Genomic DNA, 17,052 nt, shown 5'->3' with positions numbered 1-17,052 from the left:
CGTGTCCTCCGTGGGTAAATTAGCAACAAGCGAAGTATGCAAGGTTCTTAAGTAAATAACCTTGATCTAGGTTGTAAAAATGACGTCTGTCTTTTTAGAAGTTACGCAATATCTATCAAAAAAGTACGCTTGTCTGTCGATATTTGGCGGTTTTGTGCGCAGGCTCACGGGAGTAAGGAGGGTAAGATTGGTGCGGGTTTTATCGAGATGACCTCAAAACCACAATATAAGTGGTCTTGAGGTATAGCAATGGGCTGGTTTAATGCATCGCTTTGGCTTGGTAATCCGACAGTTTTTTCGCATCATCACTGATGCCTTGCTCTAATGCCGCTTCGGACTTCATTCTGATCAAGTCTAACTTCATTCTTTCTTGCTTAGGCAAGGCTTGACGAGCATCCATGATGGGATGATTTTTAATTAACTCAAAGTGTTTGAATAATGAAGGGTAATCGGGAGCCACACGCTCACTTAATGACAGGATTTCAAATAATCGCCCAATCCTGACCACGCCTTCAGAGATCTCACAGCGGTCTTCAATCATAGCGGTGGCGATATAGCGGATATCATCTAAAACTTGGGCGCGTTTTGCGTTCGCCGTGACTTCACGCTCGGCTTGTTCGGCCTGCTGACGCTTTTTTTGCTGCTTGAGTTTTAGGATTAAGAAGGTGGCGTAGCTACTAAGCGCTACTATGATGATAAAACCGAGAATAATGGTAGCCGTAGACACAGAGACTCCTTATATGAATGGCATAAGGAGCACAGCTAAAAACTGAGTTCCCTATGCCTTAGCACTGAGAGGTTTAGAACTTGTCTTGATAATCTTTCAGTAAGTCAGCGCCTGATTCGAACTTGTCGAACAACTCATCGTCAGACAAAGACTTAGCTGGTGATGAAGGTGCATCATCATCCATATCGTCGCTAATGCCTAGTTTAACCATCAGAGCTTCAATCTTATTTAGCTGTTGATCTAACCACTTTTGGTCAACCTCGTTGAGATCACGGCCTTCTTCCAGCATATCTAACAGCTGATTTAGTCTTGGATCTTCTTCCAGTTTCAGCAGTTTTTGCTCGTCAGTCAGCTTAGCTTGTTTCACTTTTGGCTGAGCGGCTTTATCTGTTACCACTGCCGCAGGAATTGCTAAAGCCACAGGCTTTTTACTGCCATGACGCGGGTCTTTTTTCTTAGCGGCCTGCTGTTGCGGCGCTTGCGCTAAAATTAAGCTTTCGTTATGACGACTACCTGATTTATTGCCAGAATCTTTACGTTTGCCAGTCGCTACAGCGCGATCTTGCTTCTTCACTCTTGGCTGTAACTTAGGGCTGTTCTCGCCGCCCTTGCGTGTTTTCTTGCTACGAGACATGGTCTTCTCAATTATTTACAACGTATGGCCTTGCAGACTAAGGGTGAGCTTGTCTACAAGGTGCGAAATTAGGCCGAGTGTTATACCAGATTATGATGTTTTTTGCATCAAAACGAGGTCCTTTGCGGCAAATAATAGTTCAAAATCGCTATTGTTTGCGAGGTACTCGAAGGTTTGTCGCTGATAAAAGCTCACATGGGTGAGGTTGTTCTTATAATGCCACTTAGCAAAACCATCTAATTCAGTTAGTAATGGTGTGCTTATCGCTAACCAACCACCAGAATGCAGTAGCCGAGAGAGCAAAGTCCACTCTTTTATAGGGTTTTGAAAATGCTCAAACACCCGATAACAGCAGATAAAATCATACTCTAGCTTTAACACGTCATGATTAGGGGCAAAAAAGGGATCATATTGATTTAACTTGTGGCCCGCATTTTCTATGGTCGTCAGGCTCCCATCATCGAGTATGCGACCAAAATTCAATCCTAATAAACTGCCCGCTTGTTGCTGCTCTAATTGCGCTAACAGCGGCAAAATAAATTGCGATAACTGTTTTTGCTTCGACGCTATGCGGGAACGACCGTATCTTTGCTTCTCTGCCGCGGGGGGTAAATGGCTATTCGCATCCGCAAAGGTTAACTCACATGTCTTGCAAACATAAAAACTCCGCTTTTTATCTTGATGAAGGAGTCGTGTCTGACTGTTATGACAAAGAGGGCATCTGGGCATTGAGTCTGCTGAAGTGGTTATTAAGGCTTTGATTGTACCAATTATATTGGTTGAGTGCACATTTTAGACACTAATGGGGTGTTACAAAAGAAAAAAGGCGGCAGTTAAACTGCCGCCTTACAAAGGGTGCTTTAGCACCTTATCCTGATTCCAAGTATCCATACTTGCTATGCGACTTTCCCGGTCGGTATCCTTCTTTTTTTTACTGCTTTCCCTGCATTATTTTTGTTAATGGTCTTCCAGACACTTTATTTTTTTCTGTCGCCATCCTGACTACAGTTTCCGTAGATGGTCTCGCGACACATCTTTTAAAGCATCGTCATCATTGACGTCGAGTTAACCATCCATGTTACTTAAGTACCTTCCTGTGATAACAAGCATCCAGCCAGTGCATCCTAAGCTTATCGCTTCCTTTGCTACAGTTTACATCATGTAAACTATGTCCTGATGGGGCAAGTTACCCTGAGTGTAAGGTGTTTTGCTAGAAGCAAATTGGCGTTATCGGCCATCCCTTACAAAATTGTGCTGACCTGGATTTCAAGTGGAAATCACGACTCTTGTTATTATTAGAGAGTGGTCTTAAGTATATTATTGTTATTGAGTATCTTTATTCTTATATCTTGAACGTTAATTATACCGAAACCTGTAAGTTATTATTAATCTTTTTGTACAAACAGATGGGTTTATCTCGGTACGGGGCTTATTAAACCGAAATCTGTGATCTATGTCAAGCACGAATCTTTGCAGTTTACGTCCACGTCAACTTTGGGGTGTAAAAAAAGGGTGACAATACACCCTTCTTTTCACTCGCGAAGATTACTTCAGGCTAGAAAGATACTTTGATAGCGCGTCGATATCGCTATCATTTAGTTTTTTAGCCACATCTTGCATCATGCCATTCAAGTCATTATGGCGGCCCGCTTCACGGAATTTCGTCAGCTGGATCTTGATGTAGTTTGCGTGTTGGCCTGCCAGCGTTGGAAAACCTGCAAGCTCAGCGCCTTTACCATCTGGGCCATGACATGCCATACAAGCGGTAATGCCACGAGAAACATCACCACCCTTGTAAAGTTTAGCACCTAACTCAGGAACATCTTTTGCTTCAGCCACTTGGATTGCTTGGCTAGAAAAATATGCGCTAATGTCGAGAATATCCTGATCGCTTAGAGGCATTGCCATGCCACTCATGATAGGATCCATACGACCATCTTTACCGCCAGTTTGTGCTGCGCTACGGAAATCATGTAGTTGCTTTTGGAGGTAAGTGGCGTGTTGGCCCGCAATTTTGGGGTACATATCGATCATACTGTTACCGTCCATACCGTGACAGGCCGAACAGACAATGATTTTCGTTTTTCCCGCTTCAGCATTACCTTCAGCAATCGCAGGTGAAGATATGGCGGCAATTACAACAGACAGCGCAAGAGCTAGCTTTTTCATGGCGTTCCAACTTCTGGTTAAATTATTATCCTGAGCTTACTAGGGTGACCCGCAAGCGTGGTAAAATATGATTAATGTGATCGGAGTAATATTTTACACGAAAACGTGGGAAAGTAAGTAATTCTTCATAAATTATGGTATTGCGTAGAAAAATTTCGGAGTAAATAGTGACTGAATCTCGTATAGATTTTCGTAGGGCAAAGTTTTTAATCAGTGCACCTGACATTGCACATTTGGATCAATATCTGCCCGGCGATGTTGGAGTTGAGATTGCATTTGCTGGCCGCTCTAATGCTGGAAAGTCTAGTGCACTCAATGCATTAACTGAGCAAAAAAGTTTAGCAAGAACCAGTAAAACACCGGGCCGTACTCAACTAATTAACGTATTTGAGTTAGATGCTCAGCGTCGTTTAGTTGACTTGCCTGGTTATGGCTTTGCGCAAGTCCCACTTGCGTTGAAAAATAAATGGCAGCAAGCATTAGGTGAATATTTGCAAAAACGCGCTTGTTTAAGTGGCGTGGTTGTCTTGATGGATATTCGTCATCCACTAAAAGATCTCGATATGCAGATGATTGAATGGGCAGTTGCTAGTGAAATTCCTGTATTAGCTTTGCTAACGAAATCAGACAAATTAGCCCAAAGTGCTAAGATGAAAACCGTAAATGAAGTGCGTCTCGCACTAAGTGAGTTTGGCGACTGGGTGCAAGTTGAACCCTTCTCATCACTCAAAGGAACCGGTAAGCCTAAAGTGTTGGCAATTCTTAATGAATGGTGTCATCCACAGTGGCTGACTGATGAGTTAGATGCAGCGAATAACGCTGAATAATATCGCCTGTTTTGGTGTACATGGTAGAATTTGACTGTGTATACCTCCTCTTTGTTTTTACTGCAATTTTTTCTCGTTTGTTCAGTCCAATTCCCATCGGTTCTTCGTTAATTTCAGGCAAAAAAATAGCCGATGATATTATCATCGGCCAAAAATATTAGCTCTTTTGGGGAGAAGCTAAATTCAACAAGACTCAAGCACCATCAAATTAGCTTCAATGGTTCTCAATGAAACTAGCATACAGCCAATTCACTCCTTATTAAAGTAAATACTCTAAAATTTACCTAAAGTCTGAAAAAAGAGCAAAAAAAAGCCTCAGCAAACAAGTTGCTGAGGCGCCAGAATTTGGCTCATCACTATAAGTGAAATAAAGGTCTGAAAGATAGAACATCTTAACCTCTGTACCCTACGCAGAGAATATTACTCTATTTATCTTTAAATGGAAAACAGTTTTTTCAAAAAAGAGGTAATTATGTGCGCTTGATCTCAGGTTGTGAGTGAAAAAGCATCTCAAATTGATCCTAAAATTTCAGTGAAAATGGTTAATTGGCTGATTTAAAGAGAAAACTCGAAATTTATATACAAAAGTGATCAATATTTGAGATTTGATTTTTTACTCTAATCCTGACCTAAGATTTTGGTGTACGCGTGAGAGAACAGCGGTTATTACACTTTCGAACATATACAGCTTATTTAAGTGAATTTGTGATTGAAGCAAAGCGGAACCGTCAGTAGCCATGATTGCGACAGTTTTTTCGATGAACTCTAGTGATCAATGGGTAAGATTGTTTGACTGCTCGTCATGTATTATGTTGCCGGCTAAGCTGTGCCGAACTTAACGCTCTCATTTGTTTTGTGACATTGTAATTAGTTATGGGTGATAAAAGGTACTGAGTATTGATGTGCTTAGAGGCGATTAAGACGGGAGAGAGCTAATCTGAGCTCAAAATATTGAAGTCAGATTAGCTTTATTTTCAGTTAAATCATATTGATAGTGTTCTTCTGGATATTACTGAGATTAGTGGGCTTCATCCCAGTTATCACCAATGCCTGCTTCGGCAAGCAGTTCAACATCGAGATTAGCTGCTTGCGCCATCAAGGTGCAGATTGTCTTTTTAAGTGCTTCAGCTTTATCCGCATCGACTTCAAACACTAATTCATCGTGAACCTGCATGATCATAGTGATTTCGCCTTGGGTTTCTGTCTTGATCCACTGGGCAATATTGATCATGGCCTTTTTGATGATGTCGGCAGCCGTACCTTGCATTGGCGCGTTAATCGCTGCACGTTCAGCACCTTGGCGGCGCATCGCATTACGATCACGAATTTCGGGCAAGTAGAGGCGACGACCAAACAGAGTCGACACATAACCTAAGTCAGCAGCACCCGCCCGCGTTTCTTCCATATAACGTAATACGCCAGGATAACGGGCAAAGTAGGTATCGATATAGGTTTGTGCTTCATGGCGTGGGATATCAAGCTGACGCGCCAAACCAAAGGCTGACATGCCATAAATTAAGCCGAAGTTAACCGCTTTGGCACGGCGGCGTTGTTCTGTGGTGACTTCATCAAAGTCGGTACCAAATACTTCTGCAGCAGTGGCTCTATGAATGTCTTTGCCCTCGGCGAAGGCTTTGAGTAAGCCAGCATCTTGGGATAAATGGGCCATGATCCGTAGTTCGATTTGCGAGTAGTCGGCGGCCAAAATTTTACGGCCTGCTGGGGCGATAAAGGCTTGGCGAATACGGCGACCTTCTTCGGTGCGAATCGGAATATTTTGCAGGTTAGGTTCGCTTGACGATAAGCGACCTGTTGCCGCATTAGCTTGATGATAGCTAGTGTGTACGCGACCCGTTTTGGCGTTGACCATCAGTGGCAGCTTATCGGTGTAAGTGCTCTTTAACTTAGATAGGCTTCGATGTTCGAGGATCACCTTTGGCAGTGGGAAATCTAATGCTAATTCGACCAACACTTCTTCCGCGGTCGATGGCGCGCCCTTTGGGGTCTTTTTGGTGATCGGATAACCTAGCTTTTCATAAAACAATACTTGCAGTTGCTTAGGTGAACCAAGATTGAATTTTTCACCGGCAATGTCGTAGGCTTTTTCTTCTAAGGTATCGATTTTACGCGCCAGTTCATCGCTCTGTTGGCCGAGTAACATACTGTCGATTAATACCCCTTGACGTTCAATGTCCGACAACACTTGGATTAGCGGTAATTCGACTTCGGTAAACATGGCGGCAAGTTCAGCTTCTTTCTCGAGTCTTGGCCATAAATGTTGGTGTAAACGCAGTGTGATGTCAGCATCTTCTGCTGCATAAGGTGCAGCCGTCTCTAGCGGGATTTGGTTGAAGGTCAGCTGTTTTGCACCTTTGCCAGCAATTTCTTCAAAACTGATATTTTTATGGCCTAAATACTTGAGTGCTAAACCATCCATATCATGGCGCGAAGCTACTGAGTTGAAAACATAGGATTCGAGCATAGTGTCGAAAGCGACGCCCTGTAGTTTGATCCCTGCATTGGCTAAGATACTGATGTCGTACTTAAGATTTTGACCGACTTTCTTAAGTTTTGGATCCTCAAGCAGTGGACGCAGTTTTTCTAACGCCACAGTTTTATCGATTTGAGTCGGTGCACCAACGTAATCGTGGGCCAAAGGAAGATAAGCGGCTTTTCCTGTCTCAACGGCGAAGGAGATCCCGACTAATTCGGCCACCATGTAATCTAAGCTGGTGGTCTCAGTATCGATTGCCATTAAGTCGGCTTGTTTAAGCTTAGCAATCCAAGTGTCTAATTCGGCTTCGGTGAGAATGCAGTCGTACTGTGTTTCAATCGCTTCGACTGGAGATGAGTCTTCTTGCGTTTCTGTGGATGCCGCATCAATTGAGGTATTTGCCGTCATTTTATTATCTAAGACTTCAGCTAACCAACGTTTAAACTCCATCTCGCCGTAGCATTTGATCAGTTCATCTTTGTCTGCTGGCATGAGAGTGAGTTCGTGCCAATCTTGCTCAAGTTCGACATCGGTTTTGATGGTGGCGAGTTCGTAAGAAAGCTTGAGTATGTCGGCATTTTCAATGATTTTCGCCGCCATGGTTTTAGAACCTCTAAAGCCGAGCTCGGCGACTTTTTCGGGTTCCGCTAATAAGTTACTCACACTGCCGGCTCCCGTGAGCATAGCGAGCGCCGTTTTCTCACCTACGCCGGGTAAGCCTGGAATATTGTCAGCCTTGTCGCCCATCAGCGCGAGTAAATCTATGATACGGTCTGGACCGACACCAAATTTAGTGACGACTTCTTCTGGGCCCATTATGGTGTCTGTCATGGTGTTGATGAGCGTAACGTTCTCATCCACTAACTGGGCCATGTCTTTATCGCCTGTGCTGATAAGCACGGCACGGTTTTCTAAGCTGGCTTGGCGGGCAATAGTACCGATCACGTCATCTGCTTCGACGCCGGAAATTGAAATCAGTGGTAAGCCTAGTGCGCGAATAATACGATGCAAGGGTTCGATTTGCGAACGTAGATCATCAGGCATAGGTGGGCGCTGTGCTTTGTATTCGCTGTACATGTCATTGCGGAAGGTTTTTCCCTTGGCATCGAACACGACTGCGATATGGCTTGGTTGATAACGGGTCAACAAGCTGCGCAACATATTCACTACGCCATAAACGGCACCCGTTGCTTCGCCCTTTGAGTTTGTCAGGTGAGGAGGCGCATAATAGGCGCGATACAAATAAGAAGATCCATCCACAAGCACAAGTGGGTTTTTAGCGACGGTTGGCATAGGTATTTTTCGTTTATCGATGACTTAGATGGCGCTAAGCATGCCACAGAAGCACTATTTCAGCCATGGCAAAATGACTCCCAGCCTGTGGATAAGTCTGTGAGTGAAAAAGTCAACTGAGAATAATGGCGATGATTACGGCTTAGTGCGATTTTTTTAAGTTGTTGTTTTTTATGTTTATAAAAGATTTGTGTGAGTTCAATACTGTTTCTTAAAAAATCTTCCCAATTTGTGGATTTTTTATTGACTCCGTAAAATACATCTAAGGATTGGCTTAATTTTCGGCACTCGTCAGATTCGACGAATTAAGTTAGCACGATTTTTAATCAGATCAACTAGTTTGTTTATGGTTTGTTAAAACTTAATGACATAAGAAGGATATTTTTAATGAAAAAAGTCGCAGTGTTACTGAGTGGATGTGGTGTTTTCGATGGAACTGAGATACATGAATCGGTTTTAACGCTTTTATGCTTATCCCGATCAGGGGCTCACTACCAGTGTTTTGCACCAGATATCAAACAGATGCATGTAGTAGATCATCTCACTGGTGAGGTCGATGCTGCTGCAAGTCGTAACGTGCTGGTGGAGTCGGCACGTATCGCCCGTGGCGAAGTCAAAGCGACCACAGAATTAGATATCGCCGAATTTGATGCCTTGATCATTCCCGGTGGCTTTGGTGCGGCGAAAAATCTGTGTAACTTTGCGACGAATGGCAGTGAGTGTGAAGTGGAACCGCTGGTGACTGATTTTATCAATGAGTTCATTCTGGCGAAAAAGCCCGTTGGTTTTATCTGTATTGCTCCTATGATGATCCCGCGTTTATATCCCCAGGGTGTAAAAGGCACTATCGGTAATGATAGCGATACTGTCGCAGCGTTTAATTTGATGGGCGGTGAGCATCAAGTTGCGACAGTACATGAGATAGTCGTGGATGAAGCGAATCGCATTGTCAGCACTCCCGCTTATATGTTGGCTGGTAATATTGCTGAGGCGCATTCAGGCATCGAGAAGCTAGTCGTTAAGCTACTAGAAATGACTGATCAGAGTTAGTTTGAGCGGTTTGTAGAGGAGTGAAGCGAGTCATTGAACCAAGATAAATTTCAGGATTTATCTTGGTTCACAATATTAGATTGAGTTATTAGATTGAGCTCGAGGATTTGCGGCTATCAAATAAACCTTGGGCTAAACCTATGAGTAAGCCGCCAATGTGGGCACCATTAGCAACCGAAACCCCTAGAATATCTGTGAATCCCAATGCCAACCATATCATCATAAAGCCCATATATGATGGTGGGAAATCTATTCCAGCTGCGGGTTTACGTATACCCATGATCCAAGTGTAACCCACCACTGCATACACAACGCCGGACAGCCCGCCAAAGTTAGGTCCACCGACATAATATTGGATAACGTTTGGCAGAGTTCCTGCGACAAACAGCAAAATGAGCAATGGTGCAGTACCGATACGGGTTTCGATTTTACCGCCTAAATACCACCACCAGAGCAAATTAAAGATGACGTGCATGGCTGAAAAATGCAGCAGGCTCGGTGTAAAAACACGCCAGAACTGGCTGAACTCTGAATGAGGTACTGCCCCAAAATAGGACAGTGCTTCGTAGGTTTGGTTGGCGAATCCTAAGTTCATCGCCGCAAAAATGAGTACGCAAACCGCAAATACGATCAGCGTGACTGGGCCTGCGCCAGTAATAAATTGGGTGAACAACTGCAGCGAAGGGGCACCATAATCGAGTTTGGTTTGGGTATCGCCGTGTTCCCATGAGGCTTGCAGATATTTATTGTCGTAAGGGTGAGCAATAAAGTGGGCAAACTCTTTGCGTGCTTGCTCCACATCTTTGTCATGGATAACCAGAATGGCAATACCCTGAACCAGCGGCTCAATTTGGCAGTCAATGTCTTCCCCTTTGAGGTAATCGACAAATGCCTGCGCGGCTCTGCTGTTGGGGAGTCTGCCAATTTCTATCATGCATTCGCCTCATGCCAGGCGCTATAGCCGCCGTCTAGGCTGTAAACGTCATCAAAACCTTGTTCGCATAAATATTGCGCCGCATTTTGGCTGCTCATGCCGTGGTAACAAACCACCACGAGTGGGCTATCCATATCGGCTTGGCTAATAAATTGCGCTAGGTTTTCGTTATTCAGGTTAGTTGCACCTGCAATATGGCCGTTGGTGAAGCTATTGCCATCGCGGATATCGACGATTTGCACTGGCTGTGCTTCGGTCATTTGCAGCAATTGATTAACGCTTAAGTGTTTAAAGGAAGACATAATAAAACCTGACAGAGCTAAGAGATGGAAATCAAGATGGGATAAGTGTGCAACAAGGGGCTGCGAGTGTACAGCCCCTATCTAGGTAATGCTCTGGTGGATTAATCCCAGCTGAGGATCACTTTACCCGATTGGCCCGAGCCCATAGCGTCGAAACCTTGTTGGAAATCATCAATCTTGAAGTGGTGAGTGATGATAGGTGAAATATCTAAGCCTGATTGGATAAGACTGGCCATCTTGTACCAAGTTTCGAACATTTCACGGCCGTAGATGCCTTTAATGACCAAACCTTTGAAGATCACTTTGCTCCAGTCGATGGCCATTTCACCACTTGGAATACCGAGCATAGCGACTTTGCCGCCGTGGTTCATGGTATCTAACATGGCGTGGAAGGCTGAGGGTACGCCAGACATTTCTAATCCAACGTCGAAACCTTCGGTCATGCCCAGTTCTTTCATCACGTCTTTTAGGTTTTCTTTTGACACGTTCACAGCGCGCGTGGCGCCCATTTTACGGGCCAGTTCTAAGCGGTATTCGTTGACGTCGGTGATCACCACATGGCGCGCACCTACGTGACGACATACTGCTGCCGCCATTATGCCGATGGGACCTGCGCCTGTGATCAACACGTCTTCACCGACTAAATCGAAGGATAATGCTGTGTGCACAGCGTTACCAAACGGGTCAAAGATTGAGGCTAAATCATCGCTGATATCATCAGGGATTTTAAAGGCGTTAAAGGCGGGGATAACTAAGTATTCTGCAAATGAACCTTCACGATTGACACCCACGCCAGAGGTGTTACGGCATAAATGGGTGCGGCCTGCGCGGCAGTTACGGCAGTGGCCACAGGTAATATGACCTTCGCCAGACACGCGGTCTCCAATCTTAAAACCACGAACTTCTTGGCCGATATCAACCACTTCGCCGACATATTCATGACCAACAACCATGGGGACTGGAATGGTTTTTTGTGACCATTCGTCCCAGTTGTAGATGTGCATGTCGGTGCCACAAATCGCAGTTTTTTTAATTTTGATCAGCAGATCGTTGTGGCCCATCACTGGCTTAGGCGCATCGACTAACCAAATACCTTTTTCGGCTTTTAACTTGCTTAGTGCTTTCATTGTCTTAAGTCCTAAATAATGCCCATTTCTTTGGCAATACGGGTAAAGGCGGTGATCGCTTTGTCGAGTTGCTCACGGGTATGTGCCGCTGACATTTGCGTACGGATACGGGCTTGTCCCTTAGGAACGACTGGGAACGAGAAGCCAATAACATAAATATGTTCTGCTAATAAGCGGTTAGCAAAGTCGCCCGCCAGTTTCGCATCACCAATCATCACTGGGATAATCGCGTGGTCGGCGCCGCCCAAAGTAAAGCCTGCTGCTGACATTTGCTCACGGAAATAACGGCTGTTTTCCCATACGGCTTCGCGCAGGGCTTGGCCTGATTTGAGCATTTCTAACACATGGATAGATGCAGTCACGATTGACGGCGCTAATGAGTTAGAGAACAGGTAAGGACGTGAACGCTGGCGTAACCAGTCGATGACTTCTTTTTTACCCGAAGTGAAACCGCCCGATGCGCCGCCTAAGGCTTTGCCTAAGGTGCCGGTGATGATGTCCACTCTGTCCATCACATTGCAATATTCGTGGGTTCCACGGCCGTTTGCGCCAATAAAGCCTACCGCGTGAGAGTCATCGACCATCACCAGTGCGCTGTATTTATCGGCTAAATCACATACGCCTTGCAGGTTAGCAATCACGCCGTCCATCGAGAATACGCCATCGGTGGCGATCAAGATATTACGGGCGCCCGCTTCTTTCGCGGCGATCAACTGAGTTTCTAAATCGGCCATATCGTTGTTGGCATAACGGAAACGCTTTGCTTTACATAAACGTACACCGTCGATGATAGAAGCATGGTTTAACGCATCAGAAATGATGGCGTCTTCTGCATCTAACAAGGTTTCGAATAGACCTGCGTTCGCATCAAAACATGAAGAGTACAGAATGGTGTCTTCAGTGCCGAGGAATTCGCTCAGGCTAGCTTCTAGCTTTTTATGTATGTCTTGGGTACCGCAAATAAAACGTACTGATGCCATACCAAAGCCGTGGCTGTCTAAGCCCTGTTGGGCGGCTTTGATTAGCTCTGGGTGATTCGCTAGGCCTAGGTAATTATTCGCGCAAAAGTTAACAACTTCTTGGTGATTAACTTGAATGGCAGTTTGTTGCGGTGAGGCAATAACACGCTCGCTTTTATATAAGCCTTCGGCTTTGATGTCTGCAAGCTGTTGATTAATCTGTGCGTAGAATGAGGTAGAGGCCACCTGATATCTCCTTAGTTAACTTTATTCTGATTTTGGGAGTGGCGGCATTCTAACTCTAAACCTAATCGGCCTACAGCCTTTTTTTCATGCAGGTTCGCAAGATAAACTAGTTTAGGGCTAAAGTGGTTTTTACATTATAAAAACTAATGTGCAACATAAGTTTGCCACTGTTTGACTGAGTATTCTTTTAAGCGTTGTAGAGCGAAAACGGGTTCGCACTCAGTACTATAATTGCTTTGAGTTTAGTTCCGAATGCGAGTTCCCAACATAGGTGTTTGGGATGACGTTATAGAGATTCTTGACTCGCTAGCGCGTGGTAATGTTGCTCTAGGCGAGTAAAAGTCGCAACGGAAGTCGGGGTTGCATAGGCTTTGAAAATCATCAGCACCCTTAAAACGCCTTCATAAAGTGTCGCTTTAGTAATGGTGGACGTGCTGGATTGCGTGAGTTGATAACCAATCCAAAAGCTGACGATCATCTTAATGGTATCCGCCAGTGGCGTGATTTTGTCAGCATCGACACACAGAAATCCATCTTGTGTGAGTTTATGCAGCACATGGCTTGAACGCGTTAAGACTTGCTGCTGTGCGTGCAAATAGCGTTTTTTTAGTTCTTCATCGCGGGCGAGAATATCCGCAAGATTGGCGTACATAAAACGGAATTGCCACAAGGTATAGAACATAGCATCGAAGTAGCCGATTAACAGTTCTACATCCACTTGCTTATCCTCATAGGGTTGGAAACCCGATTCGAGATGATTCTCATATAGACTGAAAATACAGCGGATAATGTCTTCTTTATTGCGAAAATGGTAATAAAGATTCCCGGGACTCATATTTAAGTGAGCGGCAATGTGATTGGTGGTGATGTTTCTTTCGCCATGCTCGTTGAACAGTTCAAGACTGGCATAGATTATTTTGTCGCGGGTTTTCATAAGTTATCCAAATTGCTAGTGAACGCCACATCATAGATAGAGTTAACCAACGACCGCCATACTGCTGGTAAATTATCCCTAATTTGGTGCATATGCTAACATTGCCGCTATTCATCAGGCAAAACTCATAAGCACGTTTTTAATGAATCGTTTTCTCTATTCCACGATCTTATATTTATTATCCCCTTTGCTAATCGTCTATTTAGCATTTCGTGCTATTAAAAGCCCTGATTACCGCGGTCGTTGGGGGGAACGTTTTGGATTAACCCGACTTAAATCGACGGATGTACTGGTCCATTCTGTGTCTATGGGCGAAACGCTCGCGGCAATCCCATTGATCCGTTTGATTATGCAATCACACCCTGAGCTAAGCATTACGGTTACCACAACCAGCCCAACAGGGTCTGCAGAAGTGCGCAAAGCCTTTGGTGACTCAGTGCAGCATTGTTATTTGCCCTTTGACTTACCTTGGTGTGTGAGGCGTTTCTTGTGCCAAGTCTCGCCTAAGTGGTGTGTGATTATGGAAACTGAGCTGTGGCCTAACTTAGTTGCTGTTGCTGCCAAACGCGGTGTGCGCTTGATGTTAGCGAATGCCCGCCTGTCGGCCAAGTCGGCGGCGCAATATGCTAAGCGCCCTAAACTCAGTCGACCTATGTTGCAACGACTCGATGTTATTGCGGTGCAGACTCAAGTAGAAGCGCAGCGTTTTATCGAGTTAGGTGTATCGCCGGACAGAGTGACAGTATGCGGTAGCTTGAAGTTTGATCTCAGTATTACGCCTGAGCGTTTAGCCAATGCCAAGCTGTTGCGTCAGATTTGGGGGCGTGAAACCTCGCCGATTTGGGTCGCAGGTAGTGTGCATCCTGGAGAATTTGACGCCATGCTCATCGCCCATAGGCAATTATTAGCTCAGTGGCCCGATGCCTTGCTGATTATTGCACCGCGTCATCCTGAGCAGTTTTCTGCCGTTGCTGAGGTTGTTGCCAGTCAAGGTTTTGAATTAATTCGTCGCAGCAGTAATCTTCCTGTGACGGCCACGACTCAAGTGCTGGTCGGCGATACCATGGGTGAACTTCTGACCTTTTATGGCGCGGCGGACCAAGCCTTTGTCGGTGGCACGCTGATCAATAATGGTGGCCATAATCCCTTGGAGCCTGTTGCTATGGGCGTACCTGTTATGGTGGGGCCGAACCATTGGGACTTTGCCCAAATTACGCAGATGTTGGCGGATGCTGGTGGGTTAAGGGTTGTCGCTTCGGCGGATGAACTTGCCGCTAACTTGATTGAGTATTTTGCTAAACCTGAGTTACGCCTGCAGGCGGTGAACGCGGGATTGGCTGTGGTTGAGGCTAATCGTGGTGCCTTACAACGACAATTTGCTTTAGCGCAACCCCTCATAAATGCTTAATTCAACGGGATAATTTGTTAGGTGGATCAGGCGCTTTGCATCGCCGCTTGGTAGCCCATCATCAGTGATGACCAGTTATCGGCGGTGAAGGCAAGACTTGGCAGTTTGCCTTGTTCTTTATTAAAGGAACGTAAAAGTCTGTCTAGATTCGATTGCTGCCATTGCGGGCTCGGTGTTTTTAACTCGCCGCGGTCGAAATCGATAAGATAAAACCGCTCTGGCGTTAAGGGTTCAGTTTGTGCGGGCTGGAACAGAATATTTTTGGCATTGAGGTCGGCGTGGTACACACCACGCTGGTGGAAATGGGCGATGCAAGCCCCTAATGCTTGCCATTGCTCAGTGCTCATGACCTCTTTGCCGAGTTTAGCGACTAAATCTTCGGCGCCTTCGACCCGTTCGATAATGATATCGGCGCGGTAAAATAATCCATCGCGTACTATGTTGGCGGCAATCGGCTTAGGTACGGCAAAATCCTCGTGATACAAAATGTTTAATAAGCGTAACTCGCCCATGGCGCGGGTATTTTCGAGGCCAGTATAAACGTAAGCGTCTTTGCTGAATTTCTCCATTAAGCCGCCACGCCAATAATGACGTAACACCCAATGACTGTGCTCAAATGCCACAAACCAAGTGGTGTAGCGGCCTTTGGATGAACCGACGACAGCATTTTTAGCCCGCCAAAAATCCACCGAGAACCACGCGGGATCGATATCTGTTGGCGTATCTTGGCAAACTGCCATGTAACCTTGGGCGGTTTTTATGAGCTGTATCTGAGCATTCATCGGAGATTTGTTGACTTAAGCGTGGCACCTAGGGCCATTCTACATTAAGATCCTTAGCTTGCGCCAAATAACCTTAAGAGCTTTTAGCTTCAATCCCAATGAGTTTAAATCCCAATACCATGAATTCTCTTTGTTTGCTTCGCTTATCCGCTATCGGTGACGTCTGTCATGCCGTGGCAATGGTGCAGGCGATTCAGCGGCAATACTCCGAGCTCAAAATCACATGGGTGATCGGTAAACTCGAATATCAATTATTGAAACATTTACCCGGCATTGAGTTTGTTATTTTCGATAAATCTCAAGGATGGCGCAGCTATTTTAATTTGCGTAAGGCCTTAAAAGGCCGACGTTTTGACGTGCTGCTGCATATGCAGGTTGCGCTACGTGCTACCTTGGCTTCATTAGCCATTTCGGCAAAGGTGCGCATAGGCTTTGATCGTGCCCGCGCTAAAGAAGGTCAGTGGCTAGTGACAAATCATAGGGTGGAGCCCTTGGCCAAGCCCCATGTGCTCGAAGGATTTATGGGATTCGCTAAGGCGATTGGCGTTAACGATCTCACTCCTCAATGGCATATTCCTGTGCCAATTGCGGATACTGAATTTGCCCAGACGCAGATTAAAGACAATGAAAAAGTCTTTATCATTTGCGCTGCAGCCAGTAAGGCAGAACGTAACTGGTTACCAGAGCGTTATGCCGCCGTTGCGAGCCATGCGATTGCGAAAGGATTTAGAGTCATGCTTTGCGGTGGCCCAACTCAGCTTGAGAAGGATTTAGCCGAGCAAATTTTGCAGGCGTGTCCTTCTAAAATCGATAATTTAGTGGGCAAAACCAGTCTGACTCAATTATTGGCGCTGCTAAAACGCGCAAGCTTAGTGTTAGCACCAGATACGGGCCCTGCGCATATGGCGGTTACCCAAGGTACTCCTGTCATTGGTTTATATGCCCATTCTAATCCTGGGCGCACAGGTCCTTACCTATCGCAGCAATATGTGGCGAGCGCCTATGATGAGGCAATAGCATCCCAACATAGCGGCGAAGTTAAGTGGGGCACTCGCGCCAAAGGCGAGCATTTGATGGCTTTGATCAGTGTTGAAGCCGTGATTGAGAAGTTTGAGCTGGTGGTTCAGCAGACACTCAGTTAAGGCTTGTTAGTATCAGCATTCTTG

At 45.3% G+C, this 17,052-nt stretch carries 15 protein-coding genes; 4 read left to right on the top strand and 11 right to left on the bottom strand.

The genetic code is table 11. The annotated features are described in order from the left end of the window. Positions 1–259 precede the first annotated feature (259 nt). The 4 genes from HQQ92_RS22210 to HQQ92_RS22195 all read right to left on the bottom strand — a co-directional run bounded on the left by HQQ92_RS22210 (position 260) and on the right by HQQ92_RS22195 (position 3,530). Positions 260–727 carry a DUF2489 domain-containing protein gene (locus HQQ92_RS22210; protein ID WP_173248458.1) on the bottom strand — a complete coding sequence of 156 codons (468 nt, stop codon included), beginning with the start codon at positions 725–727 and terminating at the stop codon, positions 260–262. Between the two features lie 73 nt (positions 728–800). Further along, positions 801–1,361 carry a Der GTPase-activating protein YihI gene (gene yihI / locus HQQ92_RS22205; protein ID WP_173248456.1) on the bottom strand — a complete coding sequence of 187 codons (561 nt, stop codon included), beginning with the start codon at positions 1,359–1,361 and terminating at the stop codon, positions 801–803. A 90-nt stretch (positions 1,362–1,451) separates the two neighbouring features. Further along, positions 1,452–2,090, bottom strand: a complete 639-nt coding sequence (locus HQQ92_RS22200) for a class I SAM-dependent methyltransferase (RefSeq protein ID WP_173248454.1) — start codon at positions 2,088–2,090, stop codon at positions 1,452–1,454. An 816-nt stretch (positions 2,091–2,906) separates the two neighbouring features. Continuing rightward, positions 2,907–3,530: a cytochrome c gene (locus tag HQQ92_RS22195; RefSeq protein ID WP_105250761.1), complete on the bottom strand. Its 624-nt coding sequence runs from the start codon at positions 3,528–3,530 to the stop codon at positions 2,907–2,909. 167 nt (positions 3,531–3,697) lie between these two features. Here HQQ92_RS22195 and yihA point away from each other — a divergent pair, with 167 nt between their 5' ends. Continuing rightward, on the top strand, positions 3,698–4,357 hold the full coding sequence (yihA, locus tag HQQ92_RS22190; protein WP_006079362.1) for a ribosome biogenesis GTP-binding protein YihA/YsxC: 660 nt from the start codon (positions 3,698–3,700) through the stop codon (positions 4,355–4,357). Positions 4,358–5,375: 1,018 nt separating this feature from the next. On the opposite strand, the gene polA is transcribed toward yihA, so the two are convergent. After that, entirely contained in the window at positions 5,376–8,144 is a 2,769-nt protein-coding gene (gene polA / locus HQQ92_RS22185; protein ID WP_173248452.1) for a DNA polymerase I, read from the bottom strand. Between the two features lie 387 nt (positions 8,145–8,531). Here polA and elbB point away from each other — a divergent pair, with 387 nt between their 5' ends. Beyond that, positions 8,532–9,194 (top strand): isoprenoid biosynthesis glyoxalase ElbB, encoded by a 663-nt coding sequence (gene elbB / locus HQQ92_RS22180; protein ID WP_113940152.1) that lies wholly within the window; start codon positions 8,532–8,534, stop codon positions 9,192–9,194. Positions 9,195–9,282: 88 nt separating this feature from the next. On the opposite strand, the gene glpG is transcribed toward elbB, so the two are convergent. The 5 genes from glpG to HQQ92_RS22155 form a co-directional block, all read right to left on the bottom strand. Further along, the gene (gene glpG, locus HQQ92_RS22175; RefSeq protein ID WP_173248451.1) at positions 9,283–10,128 is read right to left on the bottom strand and encodes a rhomboid family intramembrane serine protease GlpG; all 846 of its coding nucleotides are present in this window, start codon (positions 10,126–10,128) and stop codon (positions 9,283–9,285) included. Beyond that, positions 10,125–10,430 (bottom strand): thiosulfate sulfurtransferase GlpE, encoded by a 306-nt coding sequence (gene glpE, locus HQQ92_RS22170; RefSeq protein WP_006084745.1) that lies wholly within the window; start codon positions 10,428–10,430, stop codon positions 10,125–10,127. The genes glpG and glpE overlap by 4 nt, the downstream gene beginning before the upstream one ends. Positions 10,431–10,531: 101 nt before the next feature. Beyond that, positions 10,532–11,557, bottom strand: coding sequence for an L-threonine 3-dehydrogenase (tdh, locus tag HQQ92_RS22165; protein WP_012090660.1), 1,026 nt, complete (start codon positions 11,555–11,557; stop codon positions 10,532–10,534). Between the two features lie 11 nt (positions 11,558–11,568). Continuing rightward, on the bottom strand, positions 11,569–12,762 hold the full coding sequence (locus HQQ92_RS22160) for a glycine C-acetyltransferase (RefSeq protein ID WP_168826108.1): 1,194 nt from the start codon (positions 12,760–12,762) through the stop codon (positions 11,569–11,571). A 286-nt stretch (positions 12,763–13,048) separates the two neighbouring features. After that, on the bottom strand, positions 13,049–13,696 hold the full coding sequence (locus HQQ92_RS22155; RefSeq protein ID WP_113940155.1) for a TetR/AcrR family transcriptional regulator: 648 nt from the start codon (positions 13,694–13,696) through the stop codon (positions 13,049–13,051). 142 nt (positions 13,697–13,838) lie between these two features. Here HQQ92_RS22155 and waaA point away from each other — a divergent pair, with 142 nt between their 5' ends. Then, complete coding sequence (gene waaA, locus HQQ92_RS22150; RefSeq protein ID WP_173248449.1) at positions 13,839–15,104, top strand: lipid IV(A) 3-deoxy-D-manno-octulosonic acid transferase; 1,266 nt, start codon at positions 13,839–13,841, stop codon at positions 15,102–15,104. A 26-nt stretch (positions 15,105–15,130) separates the two neighbouring features. On the opposite strand, the gene HQQ92_RS22145 is transcribed toward waaA, so the two are convergent. Then, positions 15,131–15,886, bottom strand: a complete 756-nt coding sequence (locus HQQ92_RS22145) for a 3-deoxy-D-manno-octulosonic acid kinase (protein WP_173248447.1) — start codon at positions 15,884–15,886, stop codon at positions 15,131–15,133. Between the two features lie 98 nt (positions 15,887–15,984). On the opposite strand from HQQ92_RS22145, the gene HQQ92_RS22140 reads away from it, so the two are divergent. Further along, the gene (locus HQQ92_RS22140) at positions 15,985–17,028 is read left to right on the top strand and encodes a glycosyltransferase family 9 protein (RefSeq protein WP_173248445.1); all 1,044 of its coding nucleotides are present in this window, start codon (positions 15,985–15,987) and stop codon (positions 17,026–17,028) included. The last annotated feature ends 24 nt before the right edge of the window (positions 17,029–17,052 follow it).

This window comes from Shewanella sp. DC2-4 (assembly GCF_013248875.1).
Classification (GTDB): Bacteria; Pseudomonadota; Gammaproteobacteria; order Enterobacterales; family Shewanellaceae; genus Shewanella; species Shewanella oncorhynchi.
The sequence above is the reverse complement of the archived record's forward strand: the minus strand, read 5'-3'. Positions and strand labels throughout refer to the sequence as shown.

What these genes read in the sequence shown, in the direction of transcription:
- yihI (WP_173248456.1), bottom strand. Translation starts at nt 1,361, where the DNA reads ATGTCTCGTAGCAAGAAAACACGCAAGGGCGGCGAGAACAGCCCTAAG.
- HQQ92_RS22200 (WP_173248454.1), bottom strand. Translation starts at nt 2,090, where the DNA reads ATGCCCAGATGCCCTCTTTGTCATAACAGTCAGACACGACTCCTTCAT.
- HQQ92_RS22195 (WP_105250761.1), bottom strand. Translation starts at nt 3,530, where the DNA reads ATGAAAAAGCTAGCTCTTGCGCTGTCTGTTGTAATTGCCGCCATATCT.
- polA (WP_173248452.1), bottom strand. Translation starts at nt 8,144, where the DNA reads ATGCCAACCGTCGCTAAAAACCCACTTGTGCTTGTGGATGGATCTTCT.
- elbB (WP_113940152.1), top strand. Translation starts at nt 8,532, where the DNA reads ATGAAAAAAGTCGCAGTGTTACTGAGTGGATGTGGTGTTTTCGATGGA.
- glpG (WP_173248451.1), bottom strand. Translation starts at nt 10,128, where the DNA reads ATGATAGAAATTGGCAGACTCCCCAACAGCAGAGCCGCGCAGGCATTT.
- glpE (WP_006084745.1), bottom strand. Translation starts at nt 10,430, where the DNA reads ATGTCTTCCTTTAAACACTTAAGCGTTAATCAATTGCTGCAAATGACC.
- tdh (WP_012090660.1), bottom strand. Translation starts at nt 11,557, where the DNA reads ATGAAAGCACTAAGCAAGTTAAAAGCCGAAAAAGGTATTTGGTTAGTC.
- HQQ92_RS22155 (WP_113940155.1), bottom strand. Translation starts at nt 13,696, where the DNA reads ATGAAAACCCGCGACAAAATAATCTATGCCAGTCTTGAACTGTTCAAC.
- waaA (WP_173248449.1), top strand. Translation starts at nt 13,839, where the DNA reads ATGAATCGTTTTCTCTATTCCACGATCTTATATTTATTATCCCCTTTG.
- HQQ92_RS22145 (WP_173248447.1), bottom strand. Translation starts at nt 15,886, where the DNA reads ATGAATGCTCAGATACAGCTCATAAAAACCGCCCAAGGTTACATGGCA.
- HQQ92_RS22140 (WP_173248445.1), top strand. Translation starts at nt 15,985, where the DNA reads ATGAGTTTAAATCCCAATACCATGAATTCTCTTTGTTTGCTTCGCTTA.